The organism is Candidatus Acidiferrales bacterium (genome assembly GCA_036514995.1).
In the GTDB taxonomy this organism is placed as follows: domain Bacteria; phylum Acidobacteriota; class Terriglobia; order Acidiferrales; family DATBWB01; genus DATBWB01.
Genome location: DATBWB010000134.1, coordinates 1 through 15,233 on the forward strand (window position 1 = coordinate 1; position 15,233 = coordinate 15,233).

Consider the following 15,233-nt stretch of genomic DNA (forward strand, 5'->3'; position numbering starts at 1 on the left):
CCTTGCTGCCAAGATCGAGCAGGTAGCTTCAGCCTAGCGCCGCTTCCACTTGATTGGCCCGGTCTTGAATGACGGGGATGGTCGGGACGACCACGCCACAGCAAAAACGGCAGGAGTGTGCGAAGATCCGCTGGGCAGCCGCGGCACTCGAAGCTCAAGAATCGAAACTCGAAATTCGAAACTCGTCGTGGCAGACCCGAGTTTCGACATGCGAGGCAACTACAGCCTGCGCAAAGTCTCGCTCATGGGTTCGCGCTTGATTTTCACATATCGGCGGAGGGTTCTCCCTAGATTCTCTTGCCGGAATATCTTCGGCCACCGCTTAAAGATTGGTTCGGATCTCGGCCTCCATATCCACAAATTTCCTGGCTTCTTGCAAATCTTCACGGGTACATACATTCTTCTCAACAAGCAGATGCTCGATCGCAGCCACCCTTGCGGCGAACTCGGGGATGAAGGATTCGATCATCTCTCGGACGGCTTCGACCGATCGCTGCTTGCCGGGCGGCTGCTTCTTGACTCGATGCTTGGACTGCTTCATTTTAACCCTCCATACGGATGCGAAGATCATTCCAGCCACAAACCTGCGCTCCGGGCTGTCTCCAGCATCTTTTTCATTGCCGAGGACGTGACAAGCGACAGAATTTCTTTCTCCCTTGCCCAACGCCAGTTGGGTTTGCTCGGAGGGATGCGGGCCGGAGTGATCAGAAACGGAAGAAGTCGGATTCTTCGAAAGGTGATGGCATGGCGCCGCGGCTCGAGCGCGCGCACCCGGGAGGCGATGAGGCCGCAACGGTCACGAAGCATGGCGCGCAATCGGCCTTCCACATCTTCGCCAGGGAAAAGCTCCACGGCGGGGAACTGCCACTGGTTCACGAAGAGGCCATCAGCCTGTTTGATGAGCAGGAGCCGGCCTCCCCGGCGCACAAGAGCTGCTGCCAGCAAAATGTCCACCGCTTCGCGTTTCCTGCGGCCGGGCGGAATCTCCTCCTGAATTCCGAGGGCGCGCGCCCGGCAAAAGGACGCGACGGGGCAAAGCAAGCACAGCGGGCGCCGCGGCAGGCACACCGTTGCCCCCAGCTCCATCATCGCCTGATTCCACTCGCCGGGGGCGCGCCGGGGCAGGAGTGCCAGCGCCCGCGGCTCAAGGTGGCGCGGCACCAGAGTGCCGCGCCGGGCGTCTAACCGCGCCAGCACCCTCAAGACGTTTCCGTCCACCACAGCGTGCCGACGGTCATAAGCGATGCTCAGAATGGCAGCGGCGGTATAGTGGCCGATTCCCGGTAAGGCCAACGCCAGGTCGAAATCGTCTGGAAATTTTCCGTTGTGTTCTCGGACGACCACCCGCGCCGCCTGGTGCAATTGCCGGGCGCGGCGGTAGTAGCCCATTCCGGCCCAAAGGCGCAGCACCTCCGATGCGCGTGCCCGAGCCAGCTCCTTCGCCGTGGGGAATCGCTCCAGGAACCGAGCGTAGTACTCGACGGCGACGGCGACTCGCGTCTGCTGGAGCATGATTTCGGAGACCCAGATGCGGTACGGGTCGCCCGTCGCTCGCCACGGCAGGGCACGCTGGTGGCGCCGGAACCAGGCCAGCAAATGTCTTCGAAAGGCAGGCGGGCGCTTATCGCTCACGTGAATCTGCCTGCCGGAGGTTTTTCCCGAATGAGGGCTGCCTTTACCAGCCTGAATGTTCGACCTCGCCGAGGGTTTCATGGGAATCCCGAGTAAACAATCATTGTAAACGAGCTACAAGCCCGAATGGCCCTCAGGTGCCAAGGATCAAGTGAATACGTGCGGCGGACATAGGACTACAGGAACGCACGTTCCAGCGAGGTGAGGAACTGGATTCCGGGAATGGTTCGTTCGCTCAACCGATCGTCGTTGGTGATGAACAAATCGACACGCGCTTGTGCCGCGCAAGCCAATTGGATTGCGTCCGGTGCTTTAATCGATCGGTCGCGGCGGATCATCGCGTAGATGCGAGCGGCCTCTTCATCGAATGGGATTAGAGTGGCAACTTCTCGAAGCACGCCCTCGTATTTTCGCCGCAGGACTTCGTCTTTTTGTTCCAGGGGTTTCACCAACACCTCGCCGAGTGTCAGGGTGGAGGTATAGAGCTGGTCGTTGCGGGCGAACATTCGCTTGCGCAAAGCGGCTACGCGTTGGGAAACTTCGTCGTAATCTTCGAACAGGTAGATAAAGAGATTCGTGTCCCAGAAGATCCGGCTCATTCCCAGCCCTTGCGCAGTCGGCGAACATACTCGTCAGCGTGCTCGTCGGCCCATAGCTCTTTGCCTGACCCGCGAAGGGCTAGGAGAGAATCTGTTTTCTCCTCGTCGGGCTTCCGCCGCGCGTATTCCGAGTAATACCAGTCAAGGAGGCCGTGGTATTTGGCCGGGATGTCTTCCTTGGCAGGAACGATCTTCGCACCTTCGCGGTCGGGATGAAACGGGTCTCCTTCACGGAACAAGCGGCGCATGCTCTTTCTCGTTTCAAAGAGCATCCGGTATCGTCCGGGGTTCGGCGGCCGATTCGCAACGCAATGGTGCACCACATGAGGGTAGATCCCTGGGCGGAGCTTCTCGGACGCTCCCTCCTGCCTTGCTCGCTCAACAATCTCGCTGACCGTGAAGTCGGTGCGGCGCGGGTTTTCGCGATGCAGAAGGGTGGTAGCAATCCAAACCTCATCGGCAACTTTCAGGGAATGCTTCGTGGCTACCGGCATATCCAACCCATTCCTTAGTATATTCCTATCATACTTAGAATTCATGATAAGTCAACAGAAATTTGAAATCGTAGTAATTTACAGAAATCATTGGAGTTGCTTGCCCTTGGTTTCCGGCAGGAAGAAAGCCAAAATCGCGCCGACCAAAAACGCTGCTGCCGTCAGGAAAAAGGCATAGCCGAGGCCGTAGGTATGCGCGAGGAAGCCGATGGTGAATGGAGCCAGGGCGCTCAGGCCACGACCAGCGTTATAGGAGATTCCCATGGCGGTGGCGCGAATCGAGGTGGGAAAGATTTCGCTGGCGATGGCACTAAAGCCGGAGAAAAAGCCGGTGCCGAAGAATGCGACAAAGGGCCCAAGAAACAATAGCCAGAGCGGTTGGTGCGCGATGCCGTAAAGCGGGGTGAGGCCCGCGGCGATCAAAAGATAGCCGATGTAAGTGGGTCGCCGCCCTATGATGTCAGCGATAAAACCAAACAGGATGTAGCCGAGCCACTTACCCACTCCCATGACGATCAACCAGGCGGTAGTCTGCGTCAGGTTTAGGCCTCGCCCGCCTTCGGATAGGGGCAGCGAGAGATAGGCGGGGATCCAGGTGAACAATCCCCAGTAGCCGAACATGCCCGCCGCGTTCATAGCGGTGGCGATGATGCCGTGCCGGCGGGTGCCGGGTTTCCATAATTCTTTGAGCGAGGTTTTCCGTTGCTCCGCGCTTGCTTTCCAGATCTCCGACTCCGGGACGCCGCGGCGTATCCAGAAAACCAGCAAGGCAGGGACAACACCGAAGAAGAATACCGCCCGCCAACCAAATCGTGGCAAGATCAGCGCCACAGCAGCGGCGGCAATCATCTCGCCGATGGCCCAGGTGGACTGGACAAGCCCGAGCGCCTTGCCGCGATGCTCGGGCGGCCAGGTTTCCGCTACGAGCGCCGCGCCGGCAGTCCACTCTCCTCCCAAGCCCAGGCCGAGGATGAACCGGAAAAGGGCGAGCTGCCAAATGGCCTGGGAAAGCCCGCAGGCCGCGCTCGAAAGGGAATAGACCAGGATGGTGGCCATCAATGCCCGCACGCGGCCGATACGGTCGGCAATGAAACCGAAAAGGAATCCGCCCACGGCCGAGGCAAAGAGGGTGAGCGAGTTCAACATGCCGGCAGTCGTCTTGTCCATAGCCAGCACCTGAATCAAGTTGCTCAACACCAGGGAGTAGAGCATCACGTCCATGGCGTCGAGCATCCAGCCGAGGCCGCCGGCGATGAGCGAGCGGCGCTCGGCGGGCGTGACGTGCGACGGCCATTCGAGTCCCAGCAGCTTGCGCGTGGGACGTGCTGTGGCAAGGAATGGGGTTTCCACTGGCGCGCTCGGGGCCCCCGATTATATCGGGGCGGGCCTTTAGGCTCGCGACGCGCCATTGTACAGAATCCGCCCGCTCGATCCAATCGCACTTGCGAGGTGGCGCTGCTTTTGCTAGGCTTTCGCCGAATCGAGCGCTCGCCCGTTCTTTCCTTTGATGGCTTTCTGGCAGAGTTGCGGGGCCACTCTCGCGGAAGAGGCGCGTTTCTGCCCCGCCTACGGCCGGGTGCAATCCGCTGCGGCGCCGGCGGCCAGCACGCCGGCACCGGGCGCGTTTCCTGAAAAATACGGAATGGCCGCGCTGCTCTCGTTTTTCCTTCCCGGCCTGGGCCAGGTCGTCAAGGGACAGATCGCCAAAGCCATCCTCATTTGGGTGAGCTTGGTCGTAGTTATCCTGCTCAGTTTCGTTGTGGTGGGAATTCCCCTGCTCGTGGTTCTGTGGTTCTGGCAAATTTATGACGCGTACAACTTGCCGCAAACGCGGTGAGCTGGGCGCCAGAAGAGGAGACGTGCGATGCCACATTGCACCAAGTGCGGAACGATGGTGGCCGACAACGCCGCTTACTGCCCCAACTGCGGGCAGGCCCAAGGCGTGCCTGGCGGAGCGGCCGGCGCGCCGGCGACTCAGCCGGGAACCGGCCTTCAAGAGAACGTCGCGGGACTACTTTGCTATGTGCTTGGCTGGATTACGGGGCTCATTTTTTTTGTGATCGACAAGCGTCCCTACGTCCGCTTCCACGCGGCGCAAGCGATCGTCACCTTCGGTGGACTCCATCTCCTCCAGATCATCCTCGGCGGATGGATCTTTGGCCGCGGGATGTTCCATTGGGGCTTCTTCGGCATGGGAGCGCTGAGCGGCCTTATCGGACTCGTCTCGCTGGTGCTGTGGATTCTGCTGATGGTCAAAGCCTACCAGGGCGAACGATTCAAGGTGCCGTTGGCGGGCGATCTGGCCGAGAAACTCGCCGCTCGATAAGCGCCGGGCGCCTCCGAAGAGCTACACCTCAATCTTCTTCGTGTAGGGGCTTCGTGTTGGGGTCTTCGTGTAGGGGCCGGTCTTCAGACCGCCCGAAACGAGGCAAGAAAACGAGGCAAGAAAACGAGGGCAAGCTGAAGCTTGCCCCTACCAGGCCCATCGGTCCCGGGGCGGATGCCGCCGAGCTGCAATTTCCGCTTGACAACATTCGACTCAAACGCCATCTTAGTTGGCTTTTCAGCGGGCGCGATGCGATGCCTTGTGTGCCGAGGCGATAGCCAATGGGTCAAGGATGAAAGTTCGGGTCTGTTTTCACGACAAATGTTTTGACGGGGCGGCGTCGGCGGCTGTCTTCACGCGATTCTACCGGCAGCGCTTGCATCCGGAAGCGGAATTTGCTTACAGCGGCCTGAGCCACCGCGCCACGCAGCTTTTTGATGACGGAATCTTCGACGGGGATGAGAACGTCATCGTGGATTTCAAGTATTCGAGCGCGCCCCAATTGACCTGGTGGTTTGATCACCATCAGAGTGCTTTCTTGAGCCCGGAGGACGCCGAGCATTTCCGGCATGACCGGAGCGGAAAAAAATTCTACGACCCGAGCTACAAGTCCTGCACGAAATTTCTTGCCACGGTAGCCCGCGAGCGATTCCAATTTGACGCGAGTTCTCTCGACCAGTTGATTGCCTGGGCGGACATCATTGACGGCGCGCAATATCCTACTCCGGAATCAGCCGTGCGCATGGCGGAACCGGCGATGCGACTGGCGCTGGTGATGGAGGGAGTCTGCGACAAGGATTTTGTGCCCCGGCTGGTGCCGGAGTTGGCCACGCGGTCGCTCGAAGAGGTGGTCGAGTTGCCGCAGGTTGCCAAACACGTTGGCAGTCTCTACGCTCGCCATGAAGCCTCGATCGAAATCATTGAAGGACACTCCGAATACCGGGACGGGGTCATCTATTTCGATCTGAGTAGCTTCGACATGGAGGGCTACAACAAATTCATTCCGTATTATCTGCACCGTGATTGTCTCTACAGCGTGGGGGTGTCCCATTCGCCGTTGCGGGCGAAGGTTGCCGTTGGCTCGAACCCGTGGCATGCGGACCCGAAGGAGCGAAACCTTGCCACCATTTGCGAGCGCTATGGTGGCGGCGGCCATCCGCGCGTTGCCGCCATCTCTTTTGAGCCTACCCAGCTCGACCATGCCCGGAAAGTCGCCCGCGAAATCGCCGAAGACCTGAGAAAGTAGGACAGCGTAGAGCAAGGACGGCTGCGGGCAGCACCAAAATCCAACTTCGTCTCTTCATGCGCAGACACTGGTCGTCCTCCAGCATCTGCCCTGACTACTCCACCAGGGTCGAGCAAGGAAGGCGCGCTTCTTGGGTGGCCCGAGGACGCACGGTAACATGTTGAGAACATTGAAAATTCCGCTTGACAGCGGCCGCTAATGAGGGCTAACTTGAAGTTTGCCTTCTCGTTCCCGCAAGCCCGAATCGGGCAAGGGAGTGCCGACAGCCTGTCGGGTCTTTGATTCCTCCAAAATCTGAAAGCGCCAGTCCCGAAGCTTCGGGACCTGCCTTGGGCAGGCAGTTTGGTTTATCGGCTTTTGTGTCGCTTGGCGCGAGTGCCAGGTAGATAGGGACAAAAACGATGAAGGCGCGGTTCTGGGGAGTTCGCGGGTCGGTGCCTACGCCTTCGCCGGCCCATCTTCGCTACGGCGGCAACACCCTTTGTGTCGAGGTGCGGACCGGCGGGCCGGAAACGGGCGCGCCCGAGCCAGGCAAGGGCGAAATCATGATCTTCGATTGCGGGACAGGATTTCGCTTGCTGGGGAACGCGCTGATGAAGGAATTCGGCGGGCGGCCCATTCGCGCCCACATCTTTCTCTCCCATTTCCACTGGGATCATGTCCAGGGGCTGCGCTTCTTCGCGCCGCTCTACCAGCCCGGCAACCGCATCCACTTCTACTCCTTCCATAGCTTTCAGCCCCGCGGGCAGGAAACGTTGCGGCAACTCATCCGCAATCCCCTCTATCCGGTCGAAAGCAAGGTCCTGTCGTCGGTGGTGCGCTTTCAGGATGTGCACGGGCAGAAGGCGGTGGTGGATGGGGCGGTGGTGACCGTGCGCCGGCTGAACCACCCTCACGGCTCGCTGGGCTTTCGCCTGGACTCCGGCCAGCAAGTGATCGTTTACGCAAGCGACCACGAACCCGATGGCAAGCATCTTGACGCAAGCCTCGTCGAGCTGGCCGAGGGCGCTGACTTGCTCATCTACGACGCCCAATACACCCCGGAAGAATATGCATCCTCCCGGCGCGGCTGGGGACACAGCACCTGGCAGCACGCGGTGGATTTGGCGCGACGGGCGCGCGTGAAGAAGCTGGTGCTCTACCACCACGACCCGGACCACGACGACGCCGCCATAGACGAAATTGTCAAGCAGGCAAGCAAACACTTTGGGGATGTGACCGGCGCGGCCGAGGGAAGCGTGGTGGACCTTTCCGGAACCGATTCCTGCGAATCGGGCTCTCCTGCCCAGCCGTTTCCGGCGGGGGCGGTGCTTGGCGATGTTCCCGCCGGGGAGGCTGCTTTATCTGCATCGGGCTTACCGGATTTGGGCGTGTGGCCTGCGGGTATAACCTCCGGACGCTGGGGAGAGCAGGAAGCCTTGTGGACGGGCCCCTTGAGCGAAGCTTCGGGAGAAGCCGTCAAAGAGTTGCCGGATGCCCGCCACGGGTGGGACCAGGCGGTTTTTTTCGAAGAGGAAGTGGTTCCGGCTGAGATCCCGGTGGATACCATCCCCCTTTATTCAGGAGAGCCCATCGCCAGCCCGATCCGGGCGAGCCCGCCTGCGGCGCGGCCGATTTTGCCGTGGGCTGTCCGGAATCTGGATTGGGAGAAGCTCATACCGGAACGGGCCGTTCCCGACCGGCGAGGATGCGAACGGGTAAGGATGGACGGTGTGGCTGCCCGCGCAATCGTCTTCCGGGGCGAGCAGAGAATTCCGGCGCGCGTCCTGGACATGAGCTTTGGCGGGCTCGCGCTCGATTTCGAAGAGCATTGGATTTTGCCCGGTGAGTTTCGCGCCGAGCTGCACGTGCCGGTGTTGCCGGGGGGCACGATTCGCCTGTGGCCGATCTACGCGAACTTAAATGAAAAGGGGATGCGCGTGGGCTGCCGGTTCACCACGAACAGTTCCCGCGAAAGGATTGCTGGCCTGCCGCGATCCAACCCGGGCTGGTCAGAAAATGAGCCCCGAGGCCTCGGGGCGGATTGAAAAGCTCGAGGGGGCAGAACCTCTCATCACCCTACCTAGGCTGTCGCGGAAACGGTCCAACCTTAGACATTCTGCCCCCTCTTTTCTATTGGAAGCCGAAGCAAGAAGCAAGGAAGCGGGGGGTCGCCCGCTACTCCCGCCAACCCCAAAATGCTCCGGTGTGGCCGGCGAGGCGTTTTCCAGCCCCGGTGTTCTGGGCTTTGTCGCCAGTTCTTTCTTGCGTCTCACACACCGGGTTTCACCAGCATGAACTCGGCGATTGAGTCTTGTTGCCGCCGGTGACCGAAGAAAGCATTTCGCTTGCAGGGTCAACCGTTCTGCCTGATAATGTCAGCACTAAATCTTGATATTGTCATCATCAACGTTCCGGTCTGGAGGAGCCCGGCGCTTCGTCCATGATTTGTCCGCATTGTCGCGCAAATAATCCCCCAGGCGCGCTTCGCTGCGCGCGCTGCGGCGGTGTCTTCCCCACAGCAGCATATGAAGGGGAAACCCTGGTTGGGAGTGGTCACGCGGCTGCCGCGGCGTCACCCGCCGTTGCCAAACCTGCCACGGCTGCCGGCCTGATGTCGCCACCGCCCCGAACCCCTCTGGGGACTCCACCCTCCGCGAGCGCCAAGCCTTCGGCGTCGGAGTTCCTGCTCGCGCTCGAGCCCGGCTGCGAGTTCGGCCCGCGCTACCGGATCGAATCGCTCATCGGCGAAGGAGGGATGGGCAGGGTCTATCGGGCCTACGATAAGGACCTCAGCCGCATCGTTGCCCTCAAGCTCTTGCGGCCCGGGCTGACCACCGAACCGAGCGCCATGCAACGCTTCAAGCAGGAACTCCTGTTGGCGAGGAGCATCTCCCACAAGAACATTTTGCGGATCCACGATCTGGGCGATGCCAGCGGTGTGAAGTTCATCTCGATGGCTTACGTCGAGGGCGAGGATCTGCATCAGGTGTTGAAGAAGCGGGGACGCTTGCCCGTTGATCGCGCCGTGAATATTGCGCGGCAGCTCTGCCGAGCGCTTGAAGCCGCCCACGGCGAAGGCGTGGTGCACCGCGACCTGAAACCGCAGAACGTCTTGATTGACCAAGCCGACAATGTGTACGTTTCCGACTTTGGCCTGGCCAAGTCGCTCGAAGCCGATGCCGCCGGAATGACCCGCACCGGAGAGTTCCTCGGCACGCCGCGCTATATGTCGCCGGAGCAGGTGGAGGGCAAGGCGGTGGACCACCGCAGCGATCTCTACTCCCTGGGGCTCATCCTTTACGACATGGTCACCGGCGAGGCGGCTTTCCCCGGCGACTCCGGGCTTGAGGTGATGTACCAACGTCTCAAGCAAGACCCCAAGAACCCGAAGCTGTTGAATCCGGATCTGCCCGACTACCTCGCCCGCATCACCCTGCGCTGCTTGGAGCGGGCTCCTGCCCGGCGCTACCAGCACGCCCGCGAGATTCTTGCCGACCTGGAAGCCGCCCGCGCCCCTTCGCCTTCCCGCTCCGTGCAGGTCTCTTTGCCGATGCCGACTCGGCGCGGTTGGTTCCTGGCCGCGGGCGCCCTGCTCATGCTGGTCATCCTCGCTCTGGCCCTTCCGCCGGCGCGCCACTTCATCCTTGGCCGACCTGCCGGAGCGGTTACGCCCGCCGCCATCCCGGCCCTCACTCAAGGCCAATACCTCGCCGTGCTCCCGTTCCGCGTGTTGGGCGATCCGGCATCGCTCGGCTACGTTGCCGACGGTCTGGTCGAAGCACTCTCCGCCAAGCTGTTCCAGCTTAAGGACGCCCGGGTCGCTTCAGCGGCTGCGGTCGAAAAGGCCAGCAAAAAGGAATCCTTGGAGAAGACGGCTCGCGCCTTGGGCGTCAATCTCATCGTCCACGGGACCGTACAGGGAACAGGAGAAAAGATTCGCATCATTGTGAACCTGGAGGACGTGGCTGGCGGCCGGCGTTTGTGGACGGAAGAGTTTTCGGGCGTGACGCAGGATCTACTCACGCTGGAAGACCAGATTTACAGCAAGATGGTGGCGGCGCTGAACCTCAAGCCTACCGACGAAGAGTTGGCCCGGGGCGCAAGCCATCCTACGGAGAATATTGAGGCCTACGACCTGTACCTCAAGGGCCGAAATGCCATGCGCGGCCAGCAGGACGTCAAGAACATTGAGGCGGCGAGCCGATTCTATGAGGAGGCGCTCAAAAAAGACCGTGGCTTTGCCCTGGCCTATGCCGGCATAGCCGATGCCAGCTTGCTCATGTACCGGGAGAAGAAGGATAGCTTCTGGTCGCAGAAGGCTTTGGCGGCCGCTCAGCAAGCGCAGCGACTGAACGACAATCTGGCAGAAGTCCATTTTTCGCTGGGAAGCGTGTATAAGGCGACTGGCAAAGCTGCCGAAGCGATCGCGCAATTACAACGCGCTTTGCAACTGGCGCCGAATTCCGACGAAGGCTACCGCCGCCTGGGTGGAGCCTACCTGGCCAGCGGCCGGAAGGAGGAAGCCATCCAGGCCTATCAGAAGGCCACGCAAGTGAATCCGTATTACTGGCTCAACCACAATGCGCTCGGCGCCGCCTATACCCAGTTGGGAGAGAACGAGAAAGCTCTCGCCAGCTTTGGCCGCGTTACGGAGCTCGAACCGGACAATGCCGCTGGCTACGAGAACGTCGGTGCGGCTCATTTTCGCCGGGGGGAATTTCAGGAGTGTATCCCTGCCTTTCAGAAGGCGCTCCAGCTCCAGCCCTACTACAGTACCTACTCGAACCTCGGTACAGCTTACTTCTACTTGAAGCGGTATAACGAATCCGTCCAGATGTTTGAAAAGGCAGTCGAGATGAATCCCAACGAAGAGGTGGCGATGGGCAACCTGGCGGATGCGTACCGATGGTCGGGACAGAAGGAGAAAGCCCCGGCCACCTACGACAAGGCTATCGCGCTGGCCTACAAGGAACTTCAGGTGAACCCGCGTAGCGCCATCACCCTGGGGAACCTGGCCCTGTACTACGCGAAAAAAGGAAACCCGAACCGCGGGCTCGATTTCATGCGCCGCGCCCGCTCCATTGACCGGACCAACGTGGACCTGATCTATAAAGAGGCTATCGTGAATGCCTTGGCCAGCCGTCCCAGCGATGCTCTGAAAGCCCTTCGGGAAGCCTTCCAGAGAGGATATTCCACCGCAGAAGCAAAAAGCGACCCTGAGCTCGGCACTCTTCAGGGCCGTCCGGAGTTTGCAGAACTTGTTGGAGAATCAAGCGGCAAGTCCCGCTAGACGCGGGAGTGAAGACCCTTGCGAAACCTCCGCCGCGCCGCCATCATCCCAGCCCCTGTCAGAAACAGCACCACCGTGGCCGGTTCCGGCACATTGGCTGTCGCGTCGAACTGCTCGTTGGGTGTCCACGCTAGCAACGGATCTGAACCCAGGTCAATGGTGAAATGGCTCCCGCTCAGAATACCGGGGAAAATGCCCTCGTTCACAATGCCGAAGAAACTCAGGAGCACCTGACCGCCACCCATGCTGGAGCAACTAGAACTGGCAAAGACATCCGAGCTGTGCGCGATGGGAAAGCACGGGTCGCCAGGTGTGAAGGGTGGTGTGGTCACGATGTCCAGCCGGAACCAATCCTGGCCGCTCGCATTCACAAATGAGAGAAACCCGAGGCCCTCGGGGTCTGCCTGGAAGGTGAAGCTAAGTCCGACAGACGTAGAATCGCCAGTGGCGCCGCGAATGATGATGGACGGGTCCGGGGGAAGGATTGTCTCGGCCAGGGCAAAGTGGGTAAAGAGAACAAGAAAACCTGCCAAGAGAGCGGCGCGGAAACTTCTCATGGGTGCACCCCCAGCATGAAAAGACACTGCCAGAATGGGAGCAATTGATAGTCCAAGGATTCGACTTCGAGGGATAAACGTTTGCCCTTTAGTTATGAGCCGGTTGGCAGCCTGCCGGTTCGTTGGCCACCTCATCCGAACGTTTGCTTATGCAACCCGTTGCGCATTTGCGTCACAGGCGTTCTGCACGGCGAAATGGGTCTCGCTACTAAGGGTATAGAACCCTCCCCCGAAACGCGCTTATGAAAGAGCATAAAGCGTGGGATCAGCATCCTCGCCGCCGCGGCCGAGGGCTGCGGTTCAGACCAACGGAAACCACGGGTGCGGCAGTCTGGACGCTTTGCTTGACCTTTCTTGTTAGCAACTGGTATAAAATTTGTTTGGCTTTGTTGCTTGGTTCCTCTCTGCCCGCCGCGACGGGCAGTGCCGTGGGCCGCTAGCTCAACTGGTAGAGCAGCTGACTCTTAATCAGCGGGTTGGAGGTTCGAGTCCTCCGCGGCTCACCAATTCTTTCTGTGCACCTCTACATTTTGAGAAGCAAGCGAACCGGTCGATACTATGTGGGCGTCACTGAGGACGTTGCGGTGCGGCTTGCCCAACACAATCAATCTGACGTGAATCCGAGCCGATGGACCCGCGGTGGTGGTCCGTGGGAATTGGTCTTCTCGCGGGGATATGGGAGCACCCGGGAAGCGCTACGGGCCGAGCGTTTTGTGAAGCGGATGAAGAGCCGGGCTTTTATCGACAAACTGATTCGCGGGGAATATCAGCTCCCGGAATTTCGAGACTGAGCACAGCGGGTTCCAGTCCCGAAGTTTCGGGACGAGTCCTGGGCGGCTCACCACTTCACTCGGTTTCTGCTTGCGATTCGACTGACTAACTTCTGCCGTCCCCCTTGCCTCTTCTCGAACGACGGAAAACGTCGCTTGTGTCGGCCCCAAAGGGTTAACGCTTGACGTTTACTGGGAACCGTTATAGCATATCTGTGTGATCAAGACGTTTCGCTGCGAAGAGACGCAGAAGCTGTACCGGCGAATTCGCAGCAAGCGTTTTCAGGCTATTGAACGTGTCGCACGGCGAAAGCTGCGCCAATTGGACAGTGCGGCGGAACTGCGTGACCTAGCAGCGCCTCCAGGCAACCGCTTGAAAGCTGTGCACGGCGACCGAGAAGGACAACGCAGCATTCGGATCAACGATCAGTGGCGCATCTGCTTTGTCTGGCGAGACGGGGATGCCTACGACGTGGAGATTGTGGATTATCATTAGGAGGGTACATGGCCAAGTCTGAAAAGCTGCCGCCGATCCACCCGGGTGAGATTTTGCGCGAGGACTTCATGCGGCCGCTCGGCCTGAGCATGAACAAGCTGGCGCTGAACCTTCGTGTGCCGGTGACGCGCATCGCGGAGATCGTCCACGAGCGCCGCGGCATTACGCCCGATACGGCTCTGCGGCTCGCCCGCTACTTCAACACCAGCGCGCGGTTCTGGCTGAACGCCCAAGCGGCCTATGATCTTGAAGTCGCCCAGGATGAGCTCCAGCGCAGCATTGAACGCGACGTGCAGCCCCTGCCCGCTGCCGAACACCGCTCGCGACCCTGAATCGGTCTAAGGTTCGACTAAGGTTCAAACCCGGGAACAAAATTGTGTACAAAACCCGCCGAATACCACCTAAAGCCGTTAGTCTCGACACAGGGAAAGGCTAGATGCGGCAACATCATGGATTTCTTGGAGTGATCAGCGGCTTCCAGTCCCGAGGGATCGGGACGAGTCCTGGGCGACTCACCAACCTCCTGGCAGAGAGTATTCCTGTTTGCTTCTCGAGGCGACAGTGGAGGTATTTCGGTGTTCGAGGGTGAGGTCTTGCTGCGCAGGACGCGACTCCGCCTTTGAAATGCTTGTCTGCCTGCGACTGAATCTACCCTGATCGCGGCGGTGTGGATCACAGCCGCCGGCGCGACCTCTTCACACGCCACTCTTAGGTATCAGTTGGGGCACTACTACGCAGCCTTGCCTGGCTACTTCCGTTGCTGGGCAATTGCGATGGACACGAGGAGCAGGAGGACGCTACCCCTCATCAGGGCTGAGGGGGTGATCCCGCCGAAGACGTTGGCTAACCCTAACAGGAGATTGAATCCGTTGGCGATCCGCAGCAGGATGGCCAGGGCAGCAAAGAGCAGACCTAGCCAGTAAGCCCAATCCATGATTCGTTTTTCCATGGTTGCCTCCCGATTCAGATTTGCGACGGTGCGGGCAGCCGGTAATTCGTGAGCGGATGCTAGTCCCTGCCTTCGCGTTAAGTCAATGGGCGAGTCTTGAGACGGATACACGAGTCCCCAGTCGAACTGCTCAGCGGGAATACTCCGGTCCCTGCCGCCTCAGCTCCAGCAGTCTTTGCGCTCCAAGGGCGGCCGGGAGATTTCTCTGTCTATAGAGTCTTATTGAGTTCTTTGCCAGCGGCGATAGATTTTTTGGAGGGCTTCTTTGAGGGCGTCGTGAAAATCTTCGAGGGCTTCGGTTTCTGGCGTGACGAAGCTCGTATCAAGGTCCGACATCACGTCGCGGACGAGCCTGGCCGCGCGCCGCAGCCGGGTCCGCACCAACACTTCATTGACGCAAAGTTGCTTGCTTTCGGTCGGTTCCGCTTTGAGCTGGAGGATCGTCCAGAGATTTCCTCGAACACGGTCGAGGGTCTCTTTGAAGTCGCTGATGACGGCCGTGGGCAGCTTGCCCGAGGTCACCACCCGCTCCAGTTCCTCAAGTTGATGCTTCAGTCCTTCCAGTCCTTCCAAAACATCCGCGGCTATCAAGGGCATCCCGATCCCCTTTCCTTGCCACTCGAGCTTGCCGCAACCATGCCAGGCAAGCAATAGAACGAGAGGCTGGTACGGGAGTTCCATGGGGCCAGCGACCCCAAGCTGTTTCCTTAGAACAGGCGAATGACCTGTTTCCATTGTGGGAAGGGAAATTCCGGACGATAGGCGGGGAGGTACCGGGCCGTGAGCCAGCAACGGAAGCATCGCCGGCCCGGAAGCGCCGGCTCTCAGAAAATCACAACCCTCAACAGGAACATCAGAAAGAATGCCAGCGCCAGCACGAGCACCACGATCG

Annotated in this window: 15 protein-coding genes and 1 tRNA gene; 8 read left to right on the forward strand and 8 right to left on the reverse strand. The window is 59.9% G+C overall.

Translation table 11 applies throughout. The features are described 5' to 3' along the window. Positions 1-322 precede the first annotated feature (322 nt). The 5 genes from VIH17_09215 to VIH17_09235 form a co-directional block, all read right to left on the reverse strand. On the reverse strand, positions 323-541 hold the full coding sequence (locus VIH17_09215; protein HEY4683413.1) for a hypothetical protein: 219 nt from the start codon (positions 539-541) through the stop codon (positions 323-325). Positions 542-567: 26 nt separating this feature from the next. Beyond that, entirely contained in the window at positions 568-1,632 is a 1,065-nt protein-coding gene (mutY, locus tag VIH17_09220; protein ID HEY4683414.1) for an A/G-specific adenine glycosylase, read from the reverse strand. 176 nt (positions 1,633-1,808) lie between these two features. Next, positions 1,809-2,231: a type II toxin-antitoxin system VapC family toxin gene (locus VIH17_09225; protein HEY4683415.1), complete on the reverse strand. Its 423-nt coding sequence runs from the start codon at positions 2,229-2,231 to the stop codon at positions 1,809-1,811. Next, positions 2,228-2,725, reverse strand: coding sequence for a hypothetical protein (locus tag VIH17_09230; protein ID HEY4683416.1), 498 nt, complete (start codon positions 2,723-2,725; stop codon positions 2,228-2,230). The genes VIH17_09225 and VIH17_09230 overlap by 4 nt, the downstream gene beginning before the upstream one ends. 87 nt (positions 2,726-2,812) lie before the next feature. Continuing rightward, positions 2,813-4,075, reverse strand: coding sequence for an MFS transporter (locus VIH17_09235; protein HEY4683417.1), 1,263 nt, complete (start codon positions 4,073-4,075; stop codon positions 2,813-2,815). Positions 4,076-4,232: 157 nt separating this feature from the next. Here VIH17_09235 and VIH17_09240 point away from each other — a divergent pair, with 157 nt between their 5' ends. The 5 genes from VIH17_09240 to VIH17_09260 all read left to right on the forward strand — a co-directional run bounded on the left by VIH17_09240 (position 4,233) and on the right by VIH17_09260 (position 11,569). Then, positions 4,233-4,562 (forward strand): hypothetical protein, encoded by a 330-nt coding sequence (locus VIH17_09240; protein HEY4683418.1) that lies wholly within the window; start codon positions 4,233-4,235, stop codon positions 4,560-4,562. A 27-nt stretch (positions 4,563-4,589) separates the two neighbouring features. Next, entirely contained in the window at positions 4,590-5,051 is a 462-nt protein-coding gene (locus tag VIH17_09245) for a DUF4870 domain-containing protein (protein HEY4683419.1), read from the forward strand. A gap of 292 nt (positions 5,052-5,343) precedes the next feature. Then, complete coding sequence (locus VIH17_09250; protein ID HEY4683420.1) at positions 5,344-6,297, forward strand: hypothetical protein; 954 nt, start codon at positions 5,344-5,346, stop codon at positions 6,295-6,297. A gap of 401 nt (positions 6,298-6,698) precedes the next feature. After that, positions 6,699-8,324, forward strand: a complete 1,626-nt coding sequence (locus tag VIH17_09255) for an MBL fold metallo-hydrolase (protein ID HEY4683421.1) — start codon at positions 6,699-6,701, stop codon at positions 8,322-8,324. A gap of 566 nt (positions 8,325-8,890) precedes the next feature. Continuing rightward, positions 8,891-11,569, forward strand: coding sequence for a tetratricopeptide repeat protein (locus VIH17_09260; GenBank protein ID HEY4683422.1), 2,679 nt, complete (start codon positions 8,891-8,893; stop codon positions 11,567-11,569). Here VIH17_09260 and VIH17_09265 read toward each other — a convergent pair. Beyond that, positions 11,566-12,126 (reverse strand): PEP-CTERM sorting domain-containing protein, encoded by a 561-nt coding sequence (locus VIH17_09265; protein HEY4683423.1) that lies wholly within the window; start codon positions 12,124-12,126, stop codon positions 11,566-11,568. The two genes, VIH17_09260 and VIH17_09265, sit on opposite strands and share 4 nt — an antisense overlap. 430 nt (positions 12,127-12,556) lie before the next feature. On the opposite strand from VIH17_09265, the gene VIH17_09270 reads away from it, so the two are divergent. The 3 genes from VIH17_09270 (at position 12,557) to VIH17_09280 (ending at position 13,724) form a co-directional block, all read left to right on the forward strand. Further along, positions 12,557-12,632: transfer RNA gene (locus tag VIH17_09270), tRNA-Lys, on the forward strand. 481 nt (positions 12,633-13,113) lie between these two features. Further along, the gene (locus VIH17_09275; protein ID HEY4683424.1) at positions 13,114-13,392 is read left to right on the forward strand and encodes a type II toxin-antitoxin system RelE/ParE family toxin; all 279 of its coding nucleotides are present in this window, start codon (positions 13,114-13,116) and stop codon (positions 13,390-13,392) included. 8 nt (positions 13,393-13,400) lie between these two features. Further along, entirely contained in the window at positions 13,401-13,724 is a 324-nt protein-coding gene (locus tag VIH17_09280) for a HigA family addiction module antitoxin (protein HEY4683425.1), read from the forward strand. 416 nt (positions 13,725-14,140) lie between these two features. Here VIH17_09280 and VIH17_09285 read toward each other — a convergent pair whose 3' ends face one another. Both VIH17_09285 and VIH17_09290 read right to left on the reverse strand, forming a co-directional pair. Beyond that, complete coding sequence (locus tag VIH17_09285; protein ID HEY4683426.1) at positions 14,141-14,341, reverse strand: hypothetical protein; 201 nt, start codon at positions 14,339-14,341, stop codon at positions 14,141-14,143. A 219-nt stretch (positions 14,342-14,560) separates the two neighbouring features. Then, entirely contained in the window at positions 14,561-14,938 is a 378-nt protein-coding gene (locus VIH17_09290; GenBank protein HEY4683427.1) for a hypothetical protein, read from the reverse strand. Between the last annotated feature and the right edge of the window lie 295 nt (positions 14,939-15,233).

Excerpts from the sequence above, each read along its gene's own strand:
- VIH17_09215 (HEY4683413.1), bottom strand. The coding sequence starts at position 541 with ATGAAGCAGTCCAAGCATCGAGTCAAGAAGCAGCCGCCCGGCAAGCAG.
- VIH17_09225 (HEY4683415.1), bottom strand. The coding sequence starts at position 2,231 with ATGAGCCGGATCTTCTGGGACACGAATCTCTTTATCTACCTGTTCGAA.
- VIH17_09230 (HEY4683416.1), bottom strand. The coding sequence starts at position 2,725 with ATGCCGGTAGCCACGAAGCATTCCCTGAAAGTTGCCGATGAGGTTTGG.
- VIH17_09240 (HEY4683418.1), top strand. The coding sequence starts at position 4,233 with ATGGCTTTCTGGCAGAGTTGCGGGGCCACTCTCGCGGAAGAGGCGCGT.
- VIH17_09245 (HEY4683419.1), top strand. The coding sequence starts at position 4,590 with ATGCCACATTGCACCAAGTGCGGAACGATGGTGGCCGACAACGCCGCT.
- VIH17_09250 (HEY4683420.1), top strand. The coding sequence starts at position 5,344 with ATGAAAGTTCGGGTCTGTTTTCACGACAAATGTTTTGACGGGGCGGCG.
- VIH17_09255 (HEY4683421.1), top strand. The coding sequence starts at position 6,699 with ATGAAGGCGCGGTTCTGGGGAGTTCGCGGGTCGGTGCCTACGCCTTCG.
- VIH17_09260 (HEY4683422.1), top strand. The coding sequence starts at position 8,891 with ATGTCGCCACCGCCCCGAACCCCTCTGGGGACTCCACCCTCCGCGAGC.
- VIH17_09265 (HEY4683423.1), bottom strand. The coding sequence starts at position 12,126 with ATGAGAAGTTTCCGCGCCGCTCTCTTGGCAGGTTTTCTTGTTCTCTTT.
- VIH17_09280 (HEY4683425.1), top strand. The coding sequence starts at position 13,401 with ATGGCCAAGTCTGAAAAGCTGCCGCCGATCCACCCGGGTGAGATTTTG.
- VIH17_09285 (HEY4683426.1), bottom strand. The coding sequence starts at position 14,341 with ATGGAAAAACGAATCATGGATTGGGCTTACTGGCTAGGTCTGCTCTTT.
- VIH17_09290 (HEY4683427.1), bottom strand. The coding sequence starts at position 14,938 with ATGCCCTTGATAGCCGCGGATGTTTTGGAAGGACTGGAAGGACTGAAG.